The sequence below is a fragment of the Terrimonas pollutisoli genome (genome assembly GCF_029360765.1).
GTDB classification, from domain to species: Bacteria; Bacteroidota; Bacteroidia; order Chitinophagales; family Chitinophagaceae; genus Terrimonas_B; species Terrimonas_B pollutisoli.
Window position 1 is genome coordinate 48,411 of the sequence record NZ_JARKNA010000022.1, and the last position, 19,935, is coordinate 68,345.

Here is a 19,935-nt window from a genome sequence, read left to right on the forward strand (position 1 = left end):
AAACAATGCTTAGTTGCTAACTATCCGAATAATTTATGAGTAACAGTTTTTCCTCGTCACTTTATCTTCATGCCTGGCACAAGAGGAACAGTCTCGACAAGTTCCAGTGACTTGACCATATGCTGCGTACCGGTTTTGTATTTTATAAAATGTGGCGTTTGCAAATGTGATTTGTATGCAGCTGTATCAGCATATATTTCCAGGATTGTGATATGAGTGGGATTATTCTTTTCAGCAACTGCATATAATGTCAGCACTCCGGGTTCGACCCGTACAGAAGTTTCTATTTCCTCTTTGAGTAAGGCTTTATAACTTTCCAGCTGGGTTGAATCGATCACAAGTTTTGCCAACCGCACCATTTGGGTTTTCTGTTGAGCAGAAGCGCTTCTGTAAGAAAATAACGTCAGCATGAATGCGATAACAATTAAAACCTGTCCCCGGCGGCAATTTAATAGTCGTATTGCACCGATGTACAATTTTCTAAATTCAAATACAGGGGAGTCCCATTTTACCGCTTTTATTGCTTTTGGGGCAACTTGTTTCAGGATTGACCGGATTTCCATTAACTTTTCTTGTGCTTCATCCTGAGCAGCATTGATGTATTCATCAACTGTTTTTGGTTTGGGCCCTGGCATAGCTTTAAATATTAATTGTAGCCGGAGTTGCGGTTTCTTCCCGCATTGTAAAGCTATTAATTCTTTTAGCTGACCAGTTACTTAAATCCCTTCGATACCGTTTGACTTCCAACGATAGATTGATACGATAGCATGATCTGTGCACAAGCAATTTTACATGCAGAGCAGGATATTTACTTGCTAATAATTGATCAAACTGTGTCCAAACTAAAAGGCAGTTTTCTTATTCGTTTACCCGTTAAATCATAAATGGCATTGGTGAGCGCCGGAGTGAATGCAGGTAAACCTGGTTCTCCAACACCACCTGCATCCGCATCATTGTCCATGATATGCACTTCTATGGGGGGGATATCGTTTATGCGTGGCATATTGTAGGCATAAAAATTCCGTTGTTGCGTCATTCCGTCTTTAAATGTTATTTCATGTGTTGTGGCTGCACCGAGAGCCATCACAATAGATCCTTCCACCTGGGCTTTGATAGTATCAGGATTGACATACCAGCCGCAATCTACCACGGCCCACACATGATCGATCTTTATTTTACCATTGGCATGTCTTGATACTTTTACTACCTGGCCCACAGGAGTTTCAAAACACTCCGTGATCGCTACGCCAAAGCCTTCATTTTTTTTCCTGCTTTTCCAACCCGATACTTCCTCCATTTTGTCAAGTTGGCGATGTAAGCGTTCATCCTTCAGATGTTGTCTTCTGAATTCAAAAGGATCTTTACCTGCTGCAATGGCCAACTCATCCATGAAACTTTCATACGCAAACCCGTTGGTTGAAGCATAAACAGAGCGCCACCACATCGTCGGTATCGGAGTTTCAAAAGGAATATCCTGGATGCTGATATTTTTTATGGTTTCGAAATAAGGCTTAAGAAGTCCTTCCGAAGCACTTCGATTGGGTTCATCCTTTTTTCCTCCGCGCCAATGATTATTGTTTTGGCCGGCAAGTTTTACTTTAAAAGCACTGATCTCACCATTCGCAATCACTCCTTCGCACCTGTAAGAGACGCCAGGTCGGTAAGGCCCTTGCGTCATATCATCTTCCCTGGTCCATACCACTTGCACCGGGGCGCCTATTTCCTTTGAAATAACCGAGGCCTCATGCGGATAATCCATAAATGCTTTTCTTCCGAAACCTCCACCCAAAAAAGTTAAGTTCACAATTACATTTTCTCTCGCCAAACCCATCTCTTTGCTGATATAATCCTGGACCCACTCGGGTGCCTGTATCGGACCCCAGATCTCCAGTTTGTCGCCCTGGTAATGTGCAACACAATTCACAGGTTCCATACAACTGTGCGATTGATAGGGTGTTTGATAAACCACATCAATCTTCTTTCCGGCCTTTTGTATAATGCTGTCCGGATCTCCCACCTTGCGGAAAGAAAGTCCTTCTTTTGTTTTCAGGTCTTCTTCCTGTCGCTTAAAGATATCTGCTGTATTTAAATGCTCAAACCCGCTATCGTCCCATTCAACTTTCAATGCTTTTTTTCCTTCTATAGCGGCCCATGTTGAATCGGCCACGACAGCAACACCTTCACGATAAGTACTAAAAACTCCCATTCTCACTTTGAAAACATTTGTGACACCAGGTATTTTTCTTGCAGCGGAATCGTCGAAGCTTTTTACTATACCACGCAACCGGGGATTACGCTCCACCGCGGCATAAAGCATACCTGGAATTTTTTTATCCAGCCCGAATATAGCAGTACCATTTATTTTCAAAGCAGTATCCTGGCGATGCAGTGGCTTACCAATTATTTTATACTCTGAACGGCTTTTAAGTTTCACATTCTTTGGAGCTTCCAGTTTTGATGCATCAACTACAAGCTCTCCGTAATGAAACTTTTTTCCTGAAGGCTTATGAAATACATGACCAGCTTCAGCATAGCATTCTGCATTTGGAACATTCCATTTTGTAGCTGCCGCTGTTATCAACATTTCACGGGCTGTTGCGCCGAGGTTCAATAAATTTTTATAGGAACCTCGTACTGTGGAACTGCCTCCCGTTATCTGGTTACCATATTTCTTATTGTCGCCTTGCGCAAAAACAATATTCACTTCGTTTAAATTCACTTCCAGTTCTTCGGCAACGATCTGCGGTATGGCCTGGTAAACCCCTTGTCCCATTTCGGCGCGGTGACTAAAAATGGTGACTTTCCCGGAAGTATCAATATGTATCCACGCATTAAGCTCAATATTGGTTGCTTCGTCTACGCCATTTAAAATCTTTACTTCCCTGGCGATAGCCGGAAAATAGAAACCCAAGAAGAGTCCTGTTCCTGTTAAACCGGATGCTTTCAGAAAATTTCTCCTGGATATCGTCTTAGTATTTATAGTTTGTGACATAGCTGAATGTTGTTATTATTGCTTAATTAAAGAAGCTGTTTGAGTTATTTATTTTTTGATACCAGCGATATATTTTCATGGCATCACCTGTTGTGTCACACTCTTGTACGTCCGGTTTTCATGGCATCTTTTAAAGTCATAATAAATCTTATTCAATCAAACAATTTCTAACTTGATAAATGTTTTTACAGATTTTCTTCATTACGACTGTCTTTCTTTCTCATCTATGAAAAGTTATTTAGCTTTTGGAGCATACGCCCCTTTTTCGATCCAGGTGATCCATGCTTTTTTAAATTCTGCGTGACTGATTGGTGGAAGCGTACGGCCCTCGCCGGGATTCCAGGCTGCTAAAACCAAACCATCATCTGCATGTTTAATTAACTGTTCTTTATTCTTATGACCGTTTTGTTTCGGATCCATTATTTGTTTGGCTAATTGATGAGCCGTCCTGCCCTGGAAAACCATTTTCATGTCAGCCGGTGGTAAATGCCAGTTTGGATTTCCAGGAGGTGTATTAAGACCTGCCGTGTTGGCGGGCTGATGACAGTTAGAACATTTCATCGCATACACACCTTTACCTTCTTTGCCTCTTTTGGGAAACATGGTGTGCAAATGGTTATCGTCTCCCTGTAGTGGGATATCTCCCGAAGGATGACAGTTCATACAACGGGGACTCATCAAAACTTTATACACCTTCATAAAGGCTTTAACTGATTCAACACTATCCTTATTAATGTTATCATGTTTTGCATCACGACCTGCGAAATCGTTCTTGTTCTTAAAAGCCGAAGTTGTCACTATGATTACTGAAACAATAATCGCCATGACGGTAATCGTCTTCACCGGAAAAAAATGACTTACCTTAATTTCTGAATGCTGTTTCATAAAGTGAAATGAGTTTAAGGAATAAATTGTCAACTGTTGCTGGTTACCGGTTTCCAGTTACCCGGTAACATGAAACCGGTAACTGGAAACAAAAACTTTATTAGATAAAATAGTTAACCACACTAGAATCCTTTTTTCTGCATCTCCGCTGCTAAATGAATGGCTTTGCGAATACGTGGGTAAGTGCCGCAACGGCAAATATTACCTGCCATTGCATCGTCAATATCCTGGTCAGTTGGATTCGGATTCTCCCTGAGAAGAACTGCCGCTGACATCAGCTGACCTGAATGACAATAGCCACATTGTGGTACATCAATTTCCTGCCAGGCCTTTTGCAACGGATGATCATTCTTTTCTGACAAGCCTTCAATCGTCATAACTTTTTGCCCTTCGGCGCGGCTGACTTTGGTAATGCAGGAGCGAACAGCTTCACCGTTCAGGTGTACTACGCAGGCACCACATTGTGCTACCCCACATCCATATTTCGTTCCGGTAAGACCAACGAAATCTCTTAACACCCACAATAACGGCATATCAGGGCTTACATCCACCTGGTATGTTTTCTGATTGACATTTAATGAGATCATACGCTAACGAAACATTAAGAAATGATAAATATTTTTTCCGTCCTTGTTTAAACCAGGTGAGCTTGTATGTTTAGGTCTAACTCTCAGTGCTTCTTTCAAAGGTATTTTAGCCATACTCCCTGTTATTATGAATTTCAAACAGATTATTACGAATTTCAAACCGATATTCGAAAAATCATCGTTGAAAAATAAAAGTTCCTCTGAAATACTTCTATTAAAGCCACAAAAAACAGGCCCTAATTTTAAACATTGCTTAACTCAAAGCGCATTGAACCGAGTCTTGTTGCGGGAAACCTATTTCAAACTATTGTATTCTTCTTCTGTTACTCTTTGTAACCAAACGGCATTTCCTTTCTCTGCATTAGTGGCAATGGCAATATGGGCAAGTTGCATATCAGGCGAAGCCCCATGCCAATGCTCTATTCCCGGAGGGCATTTCAATGCATCGTCTTTTTTGATGACCTTTATTGGTTGGCCTCTTTCCTGGTAATAGCCTTTACCTTTGGTAACAAGTAAAACCTGGCCACCCGGATGGCTATGCCAATTTGTTCTCGCCCCTGGTTCAAATGTTACAACTCCTATCAAACAATCGAGTTGGTCTTGTGCTTGCACTACCATATTAACCCAAACAATTCCGGTGAAATGATTAGCAGGAGCTCTTACTCCTCTTGTAAAAATGTTACTACTGCTGTCTGTACCGTTGTGCCCAGCCTTTGAATTTGTTACTGTGGATAGAACCCGCCGGCCGGCATCGGCTTCCTCTTTTCCAACCTTTGCCTCAATTAGGGAAAGCATTTCCTGAAGCTCAGATTCAGTTATGCCAAGATTTAAGGCAATCCGCATATGTCCCTGCATCATAGGTTCTACTCCGCCGAGACTGACAAGCGCAGATATAGTAGCAATTTCCCTCTCTGAATAAGAAAGAATATCACGGCCAAAAATGTCTGCAAATAAGTGTTCCTTTAAAAATGTATCTATCACTGGGCTAAAAGCTGCATAACCTGTTTTCGGCTCTCTTTCAGTTTGATCAGTGAGTGTTTCCAATGCATTCTTTCCCCGCTCGTATTTACTGAGACTATTTTTTACAGGAGTAGCTTGCTTCCCGTCCCGATCTATTATGCCTTTGGTTTTTCTTGCTTCTAACACTGCCATGAATGTGTTTATTCCCTGAAGACTCCGTGGAAAGCCGCAATAGGCATACAGGTGAACCAACACTTCTTTGATTTCATTAACTGTTAATCCAGCATCCAGGCCATCGCTCAATGCATTTTGTAACTGTGTTAAATCCCCCTTTGCAGTGAAAGCTGAGATGGTAATGATACTTTGATGTTTCCTATCCAAAGGCTGATTTGTATTCATCGTTTGTTGTGCATTTAAGTCTTTGGTTAAGCAGGAAACAAAAAGTCCCAGTATCAAAAAACACTTTACTAGCATCATACGAATAGCTTTTATTTTTTAAATCAAATCATTCTAACCCTTTTAATTTTCTAAATACCAGGGGCATTGTTGCAACATCTATCGCTTGCATATCTACCAACATTAATGACTTTACCATTTTAAGCGTAGTGGTTTTGTACTTTTGGAAGTGTGGCGTTTTTAAGTGTTGCTCGTAAGCTGCTTTGCTGGCATACATTTCCAGAATTCTTACCTGTGCAGGATTTTCTTTTTGATACATCGGAAAGATGGCAATTACACCCGGCTCCAGTTTTACAGATGCAGCCGCTTCTTCTTCCAGTATGGCTTTATATTCTTCCAGATAAGCCAGCTCTATTTCAATTTCTGAAATACGCACCATCAATTCTTTTTGCTGCGCCGAAGCCTTATGGTAACTAACCATCATAAATACTAAGATTAAAAAAGAAATAAGTGCTTTAGGAGCTTTGGTTTTAAAACTTTTGTTTTGCCTGATCCTTTTATCTTGAGGTAAATTCATTGTCTTTTATTTGATGTGATTATTTAATCATCTTAATTTTTTGTAACCATTTCTTCACTTTAGTTTCTGCCTCTTTTGCCTTTTCATCTTTGATAACAAGATATTGACCATCTCTTTCCACTCCGCCTTTCATTTCAAAACCTTCCAGTACTTTACTATCCGGGCATAGTTCCTTTACCGTCCGGAAACCACTTCCTACGCCGTAGCTCGCATTTGTATTGAAAGGAATTACTGTTTTTCCGCTAAGGCTATACTGGTGTAAAAAGCTCTTCATCGGTGGCGGCATCTTCATGTCCCAGGTGGGAAATCCAAGAAATACGACATCGTATTTTTCAATGCTATCAATTTTTGTTTTTAACGGTGGCAAATAGCCTGTTTCATTTTCCTTTACTATCTGTTGTACTGTAGCCTGGTAATTCCCGGGATATGGCTTCTCTAATTCAAGCGCCACCAATGTTCCACCTACATTTTTGTGAATGATTTCCGCTATTGCCTTGGTGTTGTTTGTCCGTGACAAATACACAATCAATATTTTGCCGGAGTTTAAACCAGATTTCATTCTTGCATTGACATCTTTCGTTTGAGAGGTAGAACAAGCTGAAATCAAAAGACAAAATGCTAAAAGTGTATGCGCCATGAAAGTGGATATTTTCATTACTCTTATTATGTAACGTTAACTTCTTTTTTTTATCGCTACTGAACTAATAGCCTGGTGAATGACATTGAGCCTAACGTCCATTTACCGCTTTCCTGCACGTACACCTCTGTAACCACGAAGGGATTGATAACTTCGTTGCCGCCTACCACAGCTATCAGGCGAATTTTGTTCAAAAGAATAGCAGTATTGCCAATGAACTGCACTGATGTTTCCTGGATTTCCGCTTGCTTGTAGTGAATCCCTCCGCTTTTGATAACATTGAGTTCCTGATCTTTGGTTATCGTTCCGCCCATATGAACAAAGACAGCCTTTTCATGGAAGAGTGCGGCCAGTCTATCTACCTTGCGATCTGACATCCAGCGCCATTTCTCTTTAGAGAGATTAATAATTTCCTGTTCAATATTTGTGCTGCTCTTAGCAGGAGAATTTGCGCCATAGTATTGCTCATCGCTTACTTTTTGCCCCCATATCGTTTTTCCTTTCTCATTATTTGTATTTACAGCAATGTAGGTAAAGCCGCTTTCCGACGATGCACCGTGCCAATGCTCCACGCCTGGCAGACATTTAATAACACTTCCTTTACTAACAATTTGTTTCGGCTTGCCTTTTTCCTGGTAATAGCCAGTGCCTTCCGTAATAAGCAGAATTTGACCACCGGGATGAGTATGCCAATTTAATCTTGCATTGGCATCAAATGTTGCAACAGATACATGGCAGTCTAGTATATTATCTGCTTTTACCAACTCATATAGCCACACATTTCCTGTGTGATGAACATTGGCAGCTTTTTCACCTTTTGGAAAAATGGACGCATCTTGCGCCACCGCCGTGGTAGACAGCGCAGCAGATAATAAAATTGTGAAGTACAATACTTGTTTCATCTGTATATTTTTTATTTGATTTGGCCAGATGGAACTTACCATGATAAAATTTTCATTGCCCTGCGTGTTATAATGAAAATTTTATCATGGACGTTTCATATATTTTTATTAGTGAGTTAAACAGCAAGTTTTCTTTCACCCAGCCACTTTACCATGGCAGGGTCACGGTGGTCAAAGAAGCTACTTGTCCTGGTGTCCAGTGTTTTGATAGCTTCCATCTCTTCAGCACTTAACTCAAAATCGAGGCTATTGAAGTTCTCTTCCATCCGCCTTCGGCGGACTGATTTTGGGATTGCAACTACTCCTCTTTGTGTAAGCCAGCGTAGAATAACCTGCGCAATTGATTTGTTATGCTTTTTACCAATTGAAGCCAGTAATTCGTTTTGGAAGATGCCGTTTTTGCCTTCTGCAAACGGCCCCCACGATTCTATTTGTACATTGTTTCCCTGTAAGAATTTCTGCGCTTCAATTTGCTGATGGAACGGATGGGTTTCAATCTGGTTGACTGCCGGAACAATTTCGTTGTGAACAATTAAGTCAATAAGCCTGTCAGGTTGAAAGTTGCTTACGCCAATTGCCCTAACCCTTCCTTCTTTGTACAAGTCTTGCATAGCTCTCCATTCACCATACACATCACCGAGCGGTTGATGCATCAGATATAAATCGAGGTAATCTAATTGCAATTGTTTTAGTGAATTTTCAAAAGCCTTTTTTGTTCCTTCATATCCATTTGATTGTATCCAAACTTTTGTTGTGATAAACAATTCTTCTCTTGCTACGCCACTTCGTTTGATAGCTTTTCCTACAGCCTCTTCGTTTCCATAAGAAGCAGCAGTATCAATCAAACGATAGCCTGTGTTAATAGCATCTAATACGCTTCTTTCACATTTTTCTAAATCCGTTACCTGGAAAACGCCAAATCCAAGGATGGGCATTTCAACGCCGTTATTCAGTTTTACATTTTGCATTTTTTAACTCTTTTGTTGTGCAAAGGTCCTGGTAATAACCTGCCTGAGTGGTATACAGATTACGGATTTATCTACCAAGATTACTGATTTGAGGATGCTTACTAATGAAGGGATGAATAAAGTGGTAATTTTGAACAGCTAAAACGACAGTGATATGGATAACCTGCGACGCTTTGAAACAATCAGCGATTACAACGCATTCAACAATAATGAAACACTCCATCCTTTGGTGAGTGTGGTTGACTTGTCGAAGGCAAGTCCAAGACAAGCCTCCAATATGTATTTTGGTTTTTACACCGTCTTTTTAAAAGAGGTCAAGTGCGGTGATCTTCGGTACGGTCGTCACACTTATGACTACCAGGAAGGAACGCTGGTATTCATTGCACCCGGACAAGTGGTTAGCGTTGACAACAGTGGAGAGACTTATCAACCGAAAGGTTATGCTCTTGTCTTTCATCCTGATTTAATACATGGCACCGCCCTTGGACGGCATATTCAGGATTATACTTTCTTCGGCTATCAATCAAATGAAGCACTTCATTTGTCGGAACGTGAAAGAAAAATTGTTTTGGATTGTTTTTCAAAAATTGAATATGAATTGGAACATGCAATTGATAAGCATAGTAAAAAACTTATTGTAGATAATATTGAACTGCTTTTGAACTACTGTATTCGGTTTTACGACCGACAATTTATTACCCGTGATAATGTACATAAAGGCATTTTGGAAAGGTTTGAGTATTTATTGAACGGGTATTTTCACACAGACAAGCCACAGACGATTGGTTTGCCTTCTGTGGCCTGGTGTGCCAGTGAATTGAATTTATCGCCTAACTATTTCGGTGACCTGATAAAAAAAGAAACAGGCAAAACAGCGCAGGAATATATTCAGACTAAATTAATTGATGTAGCTAAGGAGAAAATATCTGATCCGGATAAATCCGTAAGCCAGGTTGCGTATGAGCTGGGGTTTAAATATCCACAGCACTTCACCCGTCTCTTCAAACAACGGGTCGGCCAATCTCCCAATGAATACCGGGCACTCAATTAATCAGGAAAATTACACAGCTCTGAACTTTAGCGGACTTAGCTGTACATGCTTTTTAAAGAAGTTATTGAAATGGGTGACTTCTGCAAATCCTAATGCATAAGCAATTTCAGTCACATTCCATGGACTATGCTTCAGGAGAATCTTTGCCTCCTGTAATATACGTTCAGCAACGATCTGTGATGTTGTTTTCTCCGTTGTTTCCTTAACGGCCCTGTTCAAATGATTTACATGTACATTCAACTGCTGCGCATAATCAGATGGCGAACGAAGATATACCTGCTGGTGGTTCTCATCAATGGGGAACTGTCGTTCAAGCAATTCAAGAAATAAAGTGGAAATTCTTTGCGAAGCATTCACGGGCTGCTTATCAAATTTTGCCGTAGGCTGCATTTTCATAGCAAAATGAATGAGCTCAAATACCAGGGATCGTAATACATCATATTTATGGATGTAATCCGAATTGATCTCTTCAAACATTCGCTGAAATATATTATTCACGGGGTCCACCTGTTCATCCATTAATTCAAATACATGTGTGCCGTTGGGTTGAAACACTTCGTATTGATTTAAGTTTCCAAATTGATGAAAAAAGTGGTGGTTGAAAATACAATACACACCGCTCCGGATAGTATCCAGGTGTTCCCATTTATACGGTATCTGTGGATTGGAAAATGATAGGGCCTGTTTTTGTACCTCAAAAACTTTATCGGCATAGTGTACGTGGCTGCTACCCATCACCAGCATGATCTTATAAAAATCACGTCGCTTGTATGGTAAAGACAGTGGTTTGCCTTCCACAAAAGGTTCCAGCTTAAAAATGTTGAAATGCCCGATCTCATGACGCAGATTGTCGGGTATCCAGTCGAATTTTTGTTTATAGAAATCTTCTATTGTTTCCACTTTTCTCATCTCCCACAAACTTACAGATTTCATAGTACTTGTATATTATGACATATTTTCTTTTGAATGAACAGAGTAAATGAATTCCAGGACGCTGACAGCAAAAAGAATAAGTAAACAATAAACCGATAAAAGCAATCAACCTGTATTCTCTGGCGGCCTGGCTGGTTATCCTTGCAACATGCAAAGGAACCGTATCCGGCCGGCCCATTATAACGAAGTTCAAAGAGATCACTACGATTTTCAAACAATTGACCTGCACCCCGGGTTATGGATAGAAGGATATATTTTTCCATGACCTTTTATTTCATTTTTCGGAGATAATTATTTCCGTTCAATGGAGAGTTTTTAGAGATATTTGTTATTTGATATTTTTTATTAAATGAAACCTACTCTTTCACAGGCTACCGTTGAATCGTTGCTGAGTTACTTTGACCACTTGATACCACTGGACAAAGAGGAAAAAGAACTGGTTGCTACAAAATTTCAACCACGACTTTATCGTAAACGTCAGTACGTATTACAGGAGGGAGACGTCTGCACTCAATTTTATTTCGTGGTTCGGGGCTGTTTAAAAATGTATAAGATAGATGAGCAGGGAAACATACATATCCTGCAATTTGCGGCTGAAAATTATTGGATCAATGATCTGGGAAGTTTTCATAGCCTAAAACCTTCAGCGCTGAATATTGACGCATTGGAAGATACCGTTGTATTACAGATTAGCCGTGACGACTTAATCTCCCTTTACCTGGCAGCGCCAAAGTTTGACCGGATTTTTCGGGTGCTGCTCGAAAACAGTTTTGTCCGCTTACAGGAACGATTGTTGCAAAACATCAGCTCGACTGCTGAGGAGCGGTACCAATCATTTCTTGATCTCTATCCTCATTTGGCGAATCGTCTTTCACAGGTACAAATTGCCTCTTTCCTGGTCATTACGCCGGAGTTTTTGAGCCGCCTGAGAAACAGGAGGACTAAGGCGTCAAAGCCTTCAAAATCTTAAACTACATCAAGACTATTTCTTAAACAAGGTCATTGGACCACTCTTACTTGTTATCGGAGATTTGTACTCACAAATCAATCATTACAATTAAAAGAAATAGTTATGTCACAGGTAAATTCAAACAAATCGAAAGTTGCAGTTATAGGACTGGGTAATATTGGCAAGACTGTTGCAGCCAACCTGGTAAAAGGCAATCGTGCTGTTATCATCGCTGATCGTAAGCTGGAAAAAGCAAAAGAGTTTTCACAAAAATTGGGGAGCTTAGCTCTGCCAATGGAAATTCCTGCGGCCATCAAAGAAGCAGATATCATTATACTGGCCATTTGGTTCGCTGCCGTCAAAGAAGTGCTGAAACAATATGCTTCCGGGCTTGAGGGAAAAATTATCGTTGATCCTTCTAACCCCATAGCACCTGATGAAAATGGAGGATTCAAAAAAATAATTGGTGAAAAGGAATCGGCCGGTCAGGTTCTTTCTGCTCTTGTTCCTAAGGATGCAAAACTTGTTAAAGCGCTGGGAGCACTAGGTGTTGCTTCCCTCGCAAGTGCGGCTTTCCAAAAACCTGAACACGCCGTTCTCTTCTATGCGACAGATGATACCAGTATTAATGAAGAAATTGAAGCATTGATCCGTGATAATGGGTTTGAGCCTGTTCGTATTGGTGGTCTTGATCAATCTATTCGCATCGAAGTTTTTGGGGACCTGCATGAATTTGGTGCACTTGGCAAAACGGTTACGCTGTCTGAAGCGAAGGAAAAGTTATAACGCAGCAACATTTGATACCTAAACACGAAATTATTATGGCAACAGAAAACAACAAACAACTAATCAACCGTTTTGTAGAGTTTATCAATACTGCTAGTGAACAACTTGCCGGTGAACTTATCAGCCCGGATGCAGTATTTCATGTACCCGGGCAACCTGAGCCGATGCGTGGTCCGGCTGGTTATCTCGCCATTATTGAAATGATGCGAAGCGGTTTCCCTGATATTCAATGGACAATTGAAGATAGTGTGGCCGACGGCGACAAAGTTGCTGCACGTTTCAGTATGCGTGGGACACATAAAGGTCCTTTTTTCGGCGTTTCACCAACAGGAAAGTCAATTAAAGTTCAAGCCATAAATTTCTATCGCTTTTCCAATGGGCAAATTGTTGAAGAATATGGTCAGCCTGATATGCTTGGATTGTTCTATCAGATTGGTGCAGCCCCTACAGCTTAAAAGCACATCTCATCACAATTAAACAATAATTAAATGAAACAGAAAAACTTAAAATCACTGCTAACCGCTTTTGGACTTATAGCCACTTTAGGCATTCTCCAAAGCTGTCAACAGCCCACTTCTTCAGATGTTTCAACAGACAATATTGATAGCTTAAAACAAGTTGCAATGCAACTGGTCGCATCTAACGACAGTATCGCAAGGCATTTAAAGATATTTGATGAACTGGATTTTGACGTATTCAGCAATCAGAAGTGGGACAGGTTAAAGGAAAGTCATGCACAGGATATAAAAGTGTATTGGCCCGACGGACATGTAACGGAAGGCATCAGTGTTCACATTGAGGATCTGAAAAAACTTTTTATACATGCACCAGATACGAGGATCAAAGAACATCCCATCAAATTTGGTTCGGGCAATTATACATTAGTAACAGGAGTATTTGAAGGCACTTTCACTAAACCCATGCCGATTGGAGATGGAAAATTTATTCAACCCACCGGCAAGACTTTTAAAATGCCAATGGCAACAGTGGGTATTTGGGAAAATGGCGTTATGAAAGAAGAGCACCTGTTCTGGGACAATCAGACCTATGCAAAACAAATAGGACTGCAATAAGTGAAAAACGGCAGAGGATACAAATGCTGTATCCTTCTTGCTTAATCCACGTTACATTTGGCAATGAGTAGTTTCTTTCATATTCGAACAAACAGGTCATCTTAAAAGGCCGGTTGGATAGTTTTAGTTTCCATTCTTATCTTACGCAAAAATCTGCAATATGAAAAGATTGCTATTGGTAGCATGCAGTGTATTAATGACCGGCTCAATGAGCTTGTATGCACAGTTCAAATTGGATAAAAACAAATTGGAGGCAGTTAATGTATTTCTATCAATTGAAAAGCTAAAGGGCAAAGAGGTAATAAAGGTTGTAAAAGATTCTACGGTGACAGATTTTGATGAACCCACTTTCGCCAAACTAAAAGACATCGACTTCAACAGTGGCACTATTGAAGTAAAGGTACTCAGCCGGCTTCTTCCCAATGCCCCGGCCCAGGCAAGAGGGTTTATTGGAATTGCTTTTAGGGTAAATGACAGTAACTCAAAATTTGAAAGCATCTATATCCGCCCGACGAATGGAAGAGCCAACAATCAGCTACGAAGAAACCATTCCATTCAATATTTTTCTTACCCGGATTATAAATTTGACCGACTTAGAAAGGAAGCTCCCGGCGAATATGAATCGTATGCTGATATGGGATTAGATGAATGGATTAAATTGAAAATTGTGGTACTGGACAGCCAGGCAAAACTTTTTATTAACGATAGTAAGCAGCCGTCTCTTATCGTAAATGATTTGAAACATGGAGCAATGTCTCCGGGAACGATTGGGCTATGGGTGGATGTCGGGACAGAAGGTTTCTTTTCTGATTTAAAAATTCAAAAGAGCAAGTGATGCCTCATAGTGGCGTAAATAAAAGCCGTGTTCGCTGAAACAATACCAGCATCCATTTTATCCGGCTTTTTTAATACCTAACTTCGTAATCTGGCAATTGAAAAATTACATATTGACCGTTTCCTGGAGCTCGCAAAAACATTTCCTGTCCTCGATGTTCGTTCGCCGGGAGAATATAATCATGCACATATACCCGGTGCTTATAATCTCCCCCTGTTTAGTGATGAGGAAAGAAAAATAGTAGGTACCGCCTACAAGCAACAAAGCAGGGAAGTAGCTATCAAGTTGGGCCTCGATTTCTTTGGCCCTAAAATGCGGCCAATAGTGGAATATGTTGAATCATTGACTGCTTCGCTGTCAGCGGCTCCTGGGGCAAAGCCCGTATTGGTGCATTGCTGGCGGGGTGGCATGCGCAGTGCCGGTGTTGCCTGGTTGCTGGATCTGTATGGGTTTAAAGTGTATACACTGGCCGGCGGTTACAAGAGTTATCGCCACTGGATCATCGAAACATTTTCTTTTCCTTTTTCTTTCCGTATACTCGGTGGTTATACTGGATCCGGTAAAACACATGTATTGGAGGAGTTGAAGAAAAAAGGAGAGGCTGTTATTAATCTGGAAAAACTGGCTTGTCATAAAGGTTCGGCCTTTGGTAATATCGGGATGCCTAAACAACCTACACAGGAAATGTTTGAAAACCTGTTGGGCCATGAATTAAGAGCTTGTATAGAAAGGGATGTGGTATCGGATGGTAACGGCAGGTTTCATACTGCGTCGTTATCACTGAACCAGCAGGATCATATTTGGCTGGAAGATGAGAGCCAGCGGATAGGCGACCTGAATATTCCCCATACCTTATGGAACAGCATGTGGCAATCACCGCTTCTTTTTATTACCATTCCTTTTGAAGAGCGGTTGAAGCACATAGTAGAGGAATACGGACAACTGGACCAGGAAAAAATGATCAATGCTATAACGCGGATAAAAAAAAGGCTGGGCGGGCTGGAAACGAAAACCGCCCTGCAAAGCCTGGCCGCAGGAGATATTGAATCCTGCTTCCGCATTTTGCTGAAGTACTACGATAAATTATATAATAAAGCGCTGGACAAACGCAATCAATCGAAGGCGCCGCTAACCAACCTGGATTGCCGTAACGTCAACGCTCCGTTGATTGCGGATAAGATAACAACACATGAATTGCTGGTAAAATGATGACAACAGAAGAAATAGTAAAGCTTACCCAATACTCACATGGCGCCGGCTGTGGATGCAAACTCTCACCAAAAGTGCTGGAAGAAATATTGTCAGGCAGTTTGGCTTTACCCGATAATAAAAATTTATTGGTCGGCAATCATAGTAAAGATGATGCCGCGGTGTATGATATGGGTAACGGTACAGCGTTAATATCCACTACTGATTTTTTTATGCCGGTGGTGGATGATCCGTTTGAATTCGGGCGGATAGCGGCGGCGAATGCCATTAGCGATGTATATGCGATGGGTGGCACGCCGCTGCTGGCGATAGCTATCCTGGGCTGGCCCGTCAATAAACTTTCTCCCCATATTGCCAAACATGTGATTGAAGGTGGAAAAAGTATTTGTGCCGAAGCGGGCATCCCCCTTGCCGGCGGGCATAGTATTGATTCGCCGGAACCGATTTTCGGACTGGCCGTAAATGGAATCGTTGCTACCAGCCACATCAAACAAAACAATACCGCAAAAGCAGGTGATTCATTTTATCTCACCAAACCATTGGGCGTTGGCATCTTAACTACGGCTGAAAAAAAGGGATTACTAAAACAAGAACATTTCGGCACTGCCGCCAAACAAATGATGCAATTAAATAAAGCAGGAGAGGCGCTGGGGAAGATAAAAGGTGTATCGGCTATGACCGATGTAACGGGTTTTGGCTTGTTGGGCCACTTAACCGAAATGGCTGAAGGAAGTAACCTGACAGCCGTCATTCCTGATACCAGCATTGTGCCACTTATCAATAACGATCTTGAGTATTATATAAGTCATCAATGTGTGCCCGGTGGCACCAAACGCAATTGGGATAGTTATGGAGATAAGATTGCTATCAATGCCGAAGCGGCAAAAATCGAAATCATAAAAAATATTTTAGCTGATCCGCAAACCAGTGGTGGGTTGTTGATTGCTGTTGATCCAAAAGCCGCCAATGAAGTGGAATCATTGCTGAAGGAATATGACCTGGAAAAACATCTTGCCCCGATAGGGTATTTTAAGGAAAGGGAAGTGGTGAGTGTTTTGGTGGGTAGTGTTGAAAGCTGAAAGCTGAAGCGACACAAGTTTATTTTTTCGAAAGATTGGAGAAAAGAAATAATAGCTTTTACATGTCGACAAGACAATAGCACAGCATACAATAAGGAGTCTGAGCAAGTTGGGCTTGACGGAAGTACAATCGGCAATTTTGCAAATCAATAACTATTTTTCTTGATTTGCCAGAACGTACGGCATAAATTTACGTGCTGTAGGCTATTTATTATGGTACGTTACTCTCTGACAATAGTAGGACTTTTAATTTGTCTTAATGTATTCAGTCAGCAAAAGTGTGACAGCACTTCTATTTCGCAAACTGATATGGATTTATTGCAGAAGTTCTGGATGGAATTTAAACACGCCGTAAATAAAAAGGACAAGAATAAACTTACGAGCCTTTGCCATTTTCCTTTTAATTGTGACTATTGTATTCTTGATTCTGTTAAACAAAGCGATAAGCTATATGTTAAAGTGACAAAAACAGAGTTTGATAAATCACAATACAAGATATTCTTCACAGAAAGGCTTTTGAAAGAAGTGAATAAATATAACCTGCCACAGGATATTTTTATTTTTCGGCTTTATTATAACACAATTGACAAAAAATGCTCTTATAGCTTCGGTTATGTCGCCAGAGAAGAAAATGCACAACATCCAGGAAGGCAACACTTTTTTGACATTCAAAAAATAAATGGACAGTTTAAAATCATTTCAACTTGGACTATTCCTTAAAGACAAAAAGGCCAGATAAGTTTTATATGAAACTTTTATTTGAATGTAAATTGGATGAAGTGACAGTCTTCTAAAAAACTGGTCACACCTTTGCATCGCTGTGAATGGTTTAATTTCTTCGCCCAAGGGGTTTAATATTTATAAACGGCAACTTCACAACTATTTTAAGACGGTGGGGTAGCAGGATGCGTGATGACAGGCGATTTTCCTATTTCAGATTGTACTTTCTCAATAACGCATAAACAGGTTCAACAAGCAAAAGAGGATTGGCGTCAGGCTCTATCCCAAAATTTACATGTCCCTTTTTACAAGGGATCAGCAAAACAAAAAAATTACCATAGCGGATAATAAAATATTCAAGCCCGCCGCAGTCTATATTGCCCCGTTGCGAAGCAAGTTTGATTAATGTCGGGTTGACTAAAAGTTCTTCATATTTATCTGACTCATTGGAGCTGACATTCGTGATATTACTTCGCTGTTTCATGACAAGGCCATCATCGTCGTATACAGCTATATACCGGATGTGTTCGGATATTTCGAACGATTCATTGATCAGTTGCTCTTTATCACTCATATTTTTTCATTATTGTCTGGGTGGATTTTATCGAATCCTTTGAAACTCTTTCTGGTTTAGGGTTCTAAGCCCCATCTCCTTTGGAGAGGGGGGTGGGGGTGAGGTCTTGATCGGCAAACATGGCCGGCTGTTACCCGGCATAAGTCATTACTGGTACATCTCCAGCTTTAATCTTGTTTCTTCCAGGTCCAGTTCCTTTTCGATCTTTCGTAGAATTTCATCACTTGATCTGCCTTCCCGGTGCAATCGTTCTACCGTTTTTCTTTCCACAGCAATCATGTCGAGCTGCAGTTGCGTGTATTCATTAAAAACATTTGCGCCTAATGTTTTGCCATCGCCAAAATAATTGGCAGGAAGTTCAGTTCGCTGCAACCGGTTGTATTTTACTTCGTATTTGCTTTTGATGTTGTTCAGCAAAGTGTCCTGTACCCGGGAAAGATTTTCTTCGATATGCGTGATGGTTTCAGTGACCACATGATTACGCACCTCGTATTCTTCGGCTTCTATTGAATATTTTGGCAGCTTTAATTTTTTGATGATCCATGGCAACGTAAAACCCAATAATACAAGGGTGGATACAATCACGCAAAACGTGATGTAGATGATCAAATGCCGGAAAGGAAAGGGGGTGTTGTTGCTTAAAGTCAGGGGTAGCGCCAAGGCGGCGGCCATCGATACCACGCCACGCATACCGGCCCAGCTAAATACTACGATATTGCGTGGATCAATTTTATCTTTTATCAACTGTCGATGCAAAGCCGGTACGGCAATACGGGGCAATATCCAGACAAACCGGACAAGTATAACCACTGCACTGATGACTACGCCATACAGCGCTAATGCGCCGGCAGGATAATCACTGATGCCCTGGATGACGCTGCGCAATTGCAGGCCAAGCAAAATAAAAATGAGACTGTTTAAAATAAAGATGACAACCTCCCAAACGGAATAGGCCATGATCCTGCTGTCATGGCTGAGTATATGGCCGGAGTGGTAGGAGAGGTACAAACCTGTAGTGACTACAGCGATGACACCTGAAAAATGAAAGTGCTCTGCCAGCAGGTAAGAAGCGAATGGCGTAAGAAAAGTAAGGGTGACTTCAATAACAGCATTACAAACAAATTTTTTGTGAATAAAATAAAGCAGGTAACCGATGGCAAGACCAATGGCAACACCAGCTGCTACGACTAAAAGAAAATTCAGTCCTGCCTGCCAGAATACAAAGTTGCCCGCCAGAACAGCCGCCAGCGCATATTTGTAAGCGATCAACCCACTGGCATCGTTTACCAGGCTTTCGCCTTCCAATACGGTAATCAGCCTGGGATGAAGTCCCAATCCTTTTGTGACGGCAGTGGCGGCCACGGCGTCGGGCGGCGATACGATGGCGCCGATCAAAAAAGCCAGCGGCCAGCTCAACCCGGGAATAAGCAGGTGTGCGGCAACAGCCACCAGCAGCGTAGTAAACAATACGAGCCCAACAGCAGCCCTTGTGATCGGGCTTATCGCAGCTTTGAAATTATGCCAGCTCGTATTCCAGGCGGCGGCATATAAAATAGGGGGCAGGAAAATAACAAAGACAATTTCAGGATTAAGGGAAATAACCGGCAAACCCGGAATGAGACTAATGGCGATACCGGATAATACCAATACAATGGGGAAAGGGAAATTGTACCGGAAGCTTAAAAGACCCAAAAAAGTAATACCAAATAAAAGAAGGATAATAAGGCTGACATTTTCCATAGCATAAAAATAAGAGTTTGAAAGCTATGTCTGCTGCGATGGGAGCAGTCTAAATTGTCGCCATATAAACAAGGAAAAATAT

20 protein-coding genes and 1 pseudogene are annotated in these 19,935 nt (G+C 41.2%); 9 read left to right on the forward strand and 12 right to left on the reverse strand.

What is annotated here, in order from left to right:
• Nucleotides 1–56: 56 nt before the first annotated feature.
• The 9 genes from P2W73_RS23450 to P2W73_RS23490 all read right to left on the reverse strand — a co-directional run bounded on the left by P2W73_RS23450 (nt 57) and on the right by P2W73_RS23490 (nt 8,904).
• Entirely contained in the window at nt 57–635 is a 579-nt protein-coding gene (locus P2W73_RS23450) for an antibiotic biosynthesis monooxygenase (protein WP_276504537.1), read from the reverse strand.
• A gap of 191 nt (nt 636–826) precedes the next feature.
• The gene (locus P2W73_RS23455) at nt 827–2,992 is read right to left on the reverse strand and encodes a molybdopterin cofactor-binding domain-containing protein (protein WP_276504538.1); all 2,166 of its coding nucleotides are present in this window, start codon (nt 2,990–2,992) and stop codon (nt 827–829) included.
• Nucleotides 2,993–3,226: 234 nt separating this feature from the next.
• Nucleotides 3,227–3,877 carry a hypothetical protein gene (locus P2W73_RS23460; protein ID WP_276504539.1) on the reverse strand — a complete coding sequence of 217 codons (651 nt, stop codon included), beginning with the start codon at nt 3,875–3,877 and terminating at the stop codon, nt 3,227–3,229.
• A gap of 122 nt (nt 3,878–3,999) precedes the next feature.
• On the reverse strand, nt 4,000–4,464 hold the full coding sequence (locus P2W73_RS23465; RefSeq protein ID WP_276504540.1) for a (2Fe-2S)-binding protein: 465 nt from the start codon (nt 4,462–4,464) through the stop codon (nt 4,000–4,002).
• Between the two features lie 294 nt (nt 4,465–4,758).
• Nucleotides 4,759–5,901 (reverse strand): carboxymuconolactone decarboxylase family protein, encoded by a 1,143-nt coding sequence (locus tag P2W73_RS23470; protein ID WP_276504541.1) that lies wholly within the window; start codon nt 5,899–5,901, stop codon nt 4,759–4,761.
• 28 nt (nt 5,902–5,929) lie between these two features.
• Entirely contained in the window at nt 5,930–6,397 is a 468-nt protein-coding gene (locus P2W73_RS23475; protein ID WP_276504542.1) for a putative quinol monooxygenase, read from the reverse strand.
• A 19-nt stretch (nt 6,398–6,416) separates the two neighbouring features.
• Nucleotides 6,417–7,052, reverse strand: coding sequence for a flavodoxin family protein (locus P2W73_RS23480; protein WP_276504543.1), 636 nt, complete (start codon nt 7,050–7,052; stop codon nt 6,417–6,419).
• A gap of 38 nt (nt 7,053–7,090) precedes the next feature.
• On the reverse strand, nt 7,091–7,936 hold the full coding sequence (locus P2W73_RS23485) for a DUF4440 domain-containing protein (protein WP_276504544.1): 846 nt from the start codon (nt 7,934–7,936) through the stop codon (nt 7,091–7,093).
• Between the two features lie 116 nt (nt 7,937–8,052).
• The gene (locus P2W73_RS23490) at nt 8,053–8,904 is read right to left on the reverse strand and encodes an aldo/keto reductase (protein ID WP_276504545.1); all 852 of its coding nucleotides are present in this window, start codon (nt 8,902–8,904) and stop codon (nt 8,053–8,055) included.
• Between the two features lie 154 nt (nt 8,905–9,058).
• Here P2W73_RS23490 and P2W73_RS23495 point away from each other — a divergent pair, with 154 nt between their 5' ends.
• Complete coding sequence (locus tag P2W73_RS23495) at nt 9,059–9,955, forward strand: helix-turn-helix domain-containing protein (RefSeq protein WP_276504546.1); 897 nt, start codon at nt 9,059–9,061, stop codon at nt 9,953–9,955.
• A 9-nt stretch (nt 9,956–9,964) separates the two neighbouring features.
• Here P2W73_RS23495 and P2W73_RS23500 read toward each other — a convergent pair whose 3' ends face one another.
• Nucleotides 9,965–10,888, reverse strand: a complete 924-nt coding sequence (locus tag P2W73_RS23500) for a helix-turn-helix domain-containing protein (RefSeq protein WP_276504547.1) — start codon at nt 10,886–10,888, stop codon at nt 9,965–9,967.
• 349 nt (nt 10,889–11,237) lie between these two features.
• On the opposite strand from P2W73_RS23500, the gene P2W73_RS23505 reads away from it, so the two are divergent.
• The 8 genes and pseudogenes from P2W73_RS23505 (at nt 11,238) to P2W73_RS23540 (ending at nt 17,539) form a co-directional block, all read left to right on the forward strand.
• Nucleotides 11,238–11,858, forward strand: coding sequence for a Crp/Fnr family transcriptional regulator (locus tag P2W73_RS23505; RefSeq protein WP_276504548.1), 621 nt, complete (start codon nt 11,238–11,240; stop codon nt 11,856–11,858).
• 51 nt (nt 11,859–11,909) lie between these two features.
• A pseudogene (locus P2W73_RS23510) lies at nt 11,910–12,623 on the forward strand (NADPH-dependent F420 reductase); the annotation flags it as partial.
• 35 nt (nt 12,624–12,658) lie between these two features.
• On the forward strand, nt 12,659–13,078 hold the full coding sequence (locus P2W73_RS23515) for an ester cyclase (RefSeq protein WP_276504549.1): 420 nt from the start codon (nt 12,659–12,661) through the stop codon (nt 13,076–13,078).
• Between the two features lie 33 nt (nt 13,079–13,111).
• Nucleotides 13,112–13,696, forward strand: coding sequence for a nuclear transport factor 2 family protein (locus P2W73_RS23520; protein ID WP_276504550.1), 585 nt, complete (start codon nt 13,112–13,114; stop codon nt 13,694–13,696).
• Between the two features lie 160 nt (nt 13,697–13,856).
• A complete protein-coding gene (locus tag P2W73_RS23525) occupies nt 13,857–14,531 on the forward strand; it encodes a hypothetical protein (protein WP_276504551.1) in 675 nt (224 codons plus the stop codon).
• 123 nt (nt 14,532–14,654) lie between these two features.
• Nucleotides 14,655–15,740 carry a tRNA 2-selenouridine(34) synthase MnmH gene (gene mnmH / locus P2W73_RS23530; protein ID WP_276504571.1) on the forward strand — a complete coding sequence of 362 codons (1,086 nt, stop codon included), beginning with the start codon at nt 14,655–14,657 and terminating at the stop codon, nt 15,738–15,740.
• Nucleotides 15,740–16,819 carry a selenide, water dikinase SelD gene (gene selD / locus P2W73_RS23535; RefSeq protein ID WP_276504552.1) on the forward strand — a complete coding sequence of 360 codons (1,080 nt, stop codon included), beginning with the start codon at nt 15,740–15,742 and terminating at the stop codon, nt 16,817–16,819. Before mnmH ends, selD begins: the two co-directional genes overlap by 1 nt.
• A gap of 309 nt (nt 16,820–17,128) precedes the next feature.
• A complete protein-coding gene (locus P2W73_RS23540) occupies nt 17,129–17,539 on the forward strand; it encodes a hypothetical protein (protein ID WP_276504553.1) in 411 nt (136 codons plus the stop codon).
• A gap of 208 nt (nt 17,540–17,747) precedes the next feature.
• On the opposite strand, the gene P2W73_RS23545 is transcribed toward P2W73_RS23540, so the two are convergent.
• Together P2W73_RS23545 and P2W73_RS23550 are read right to left on the reverse strand one after the other, a co-directional pair.
• Nucleotides 17,748–18,113 (reverse strand): hypothetical protein, encoded by a 366-nt coding sequence (locus tag P2W73_RS23545; RefSeq protein ID WP_276504554.1) that lies wholly within the window; start codon nt 18,111–18,113, stop codon nt 17,748–17,750.
• Between the two features lie 147 nt (nt 18,114–18,260).
• On the reverse strand, nt 18,261–19,853 hold the full coding sequence (locus tag P2W73_RS23550) for a Na+/H+ antiporter (protein ID WP_276504555.1): 1,593 nt from the start codon (nt 19,851–19,853) through the stop codon (nt 18,261–18,263).
• Nucleotides 19,854–19,935: the final 82 nt, after the last annotated feature.

Coding starts and splice junctions, on each gene's coding strand:
- P2W73_RS23450 (WP_276504537.1), bottom strand. CDS start 635: ATGCCAGGGCCCAAACCAAAAACAGTTGATGAATACATCAATGCTGCT.
- P2W73_RS23455 (WP_276504538.1), bottom strand. CDS start 2,992: ATGTCACAAACTATAAATACTAAGACGATATCCAGGAGAAATTTTCTG.
- P2W73_RS23460 (WP_276504539.1), bottom strand. CDS start 3,877: ATGAAACAGCATTCAGAAATTAAGGTAAGTCATTTTTTTCCGGTGAAG.
- P2W73_RS23465 (WP_276504540.1), bottom strand. CDS start 4,464: ATGATCTCATTAAATGTCAATCAGAAAACATACCAGGTGGATGTAAGC.
- P2W73_RS23470 (WP_276504541.1), bottom strand. CDS start 5,901: ATGATGCTAGTAAAGTGTTTTTTGATACTGGGACTTTTTGTTTCCTGC.
- P2W73_RS23475 (WP_276504542.1), bottom strand. CDS start 6,397: ATGAATTTACCTCAAGATAAAAGGATCAGGCAAAACAAAAGTTTTAAA.
- P2W73_RS23480 (WP_276504543.1), bottom strand. CDS start 7,052: ATGAAAATATCCACTTTCATGGCGCATACACTTTTAGCATTTTGTCTT.
- P2W73_RS23485 (WP_276504544.1), bottom strand. CDS start 7,936: ATGAAACAAGTATTGTACTTCACAATTTTATTATCTGCTGCGCTGTCT.
- P2W73_RS23490 (WP_276504545.1), bottom strand. CDS start 8,904: ATGCAAAATGTAAAACTGAATAACGGCGTTGAAATGCCCATCCTTGGA.
- P2W73_RS23495 (WP_276504546.1), top strand. CDS start 9,059: ATGGATAACCTGCGACGCTTTGAAACAATCAGCGATTACAACGCATTC.
- P2W73_RS23500 (WP_276504547.1), bottom strand. CDS start 10,888: ATGAAATCTGTAAGTTTGTGGGAGATGAGAAAAGTGGAAACAATAGAA.
- P2W73_RS23505 (WP_276504548.1), top strand. CDS start 11,238: ATGAAACCTACTCTTTCACAGGCTACCGTTGAATCGTTGCTGAGTTAC.
- P2W73_RS23515 (WP_276504549.1), top strand. CDS start 12,659: ATGGCAACAGAAAACAACAAACAACTAATCAACCGTTTTGTAGAGTTT.
- P2W73_RS23520 (WP_276504550.1), top strand. CDS start 13,112: ATGAAACAGAAAAACTTAAAATCACTGCTAACCGCTTTTGGACTTATA.
- P2W73_RS23525 (WP_276504551.1), top strand. CDS start 13,857: ATGAAAAGATTGCTATTGGTAGCATGCAGTGTATTAATGACCGGCTCA.
- selD (WP_276504552.1), top strand. CDS start 15,740: ATGACAACAGAAGAAATAGTAAAGCTTACCCAATACTCACATGGCGCC.
- P2W73_RS23540 (WP_276504553.1), top strand. CDS start 17,129: ATGGATTTATTGCAGAAGTTCTGGATGGAATTTAAACACGCCGTAAAT.
- P2W73_RS23545 (WP_276504554.1), bottom strand. CDS start 18,113: ATGAGTGATAAAGAGCAACTGATCAATGAATCGTTCGAAATATCCGAA.
- P2W73_RS23550 (WP_276504555.1), bottom strand. CDS start 19,853: ATGGAAAATGTCAGCCTTATTATCCTTCTTTTATTTGGTATTACTTTT.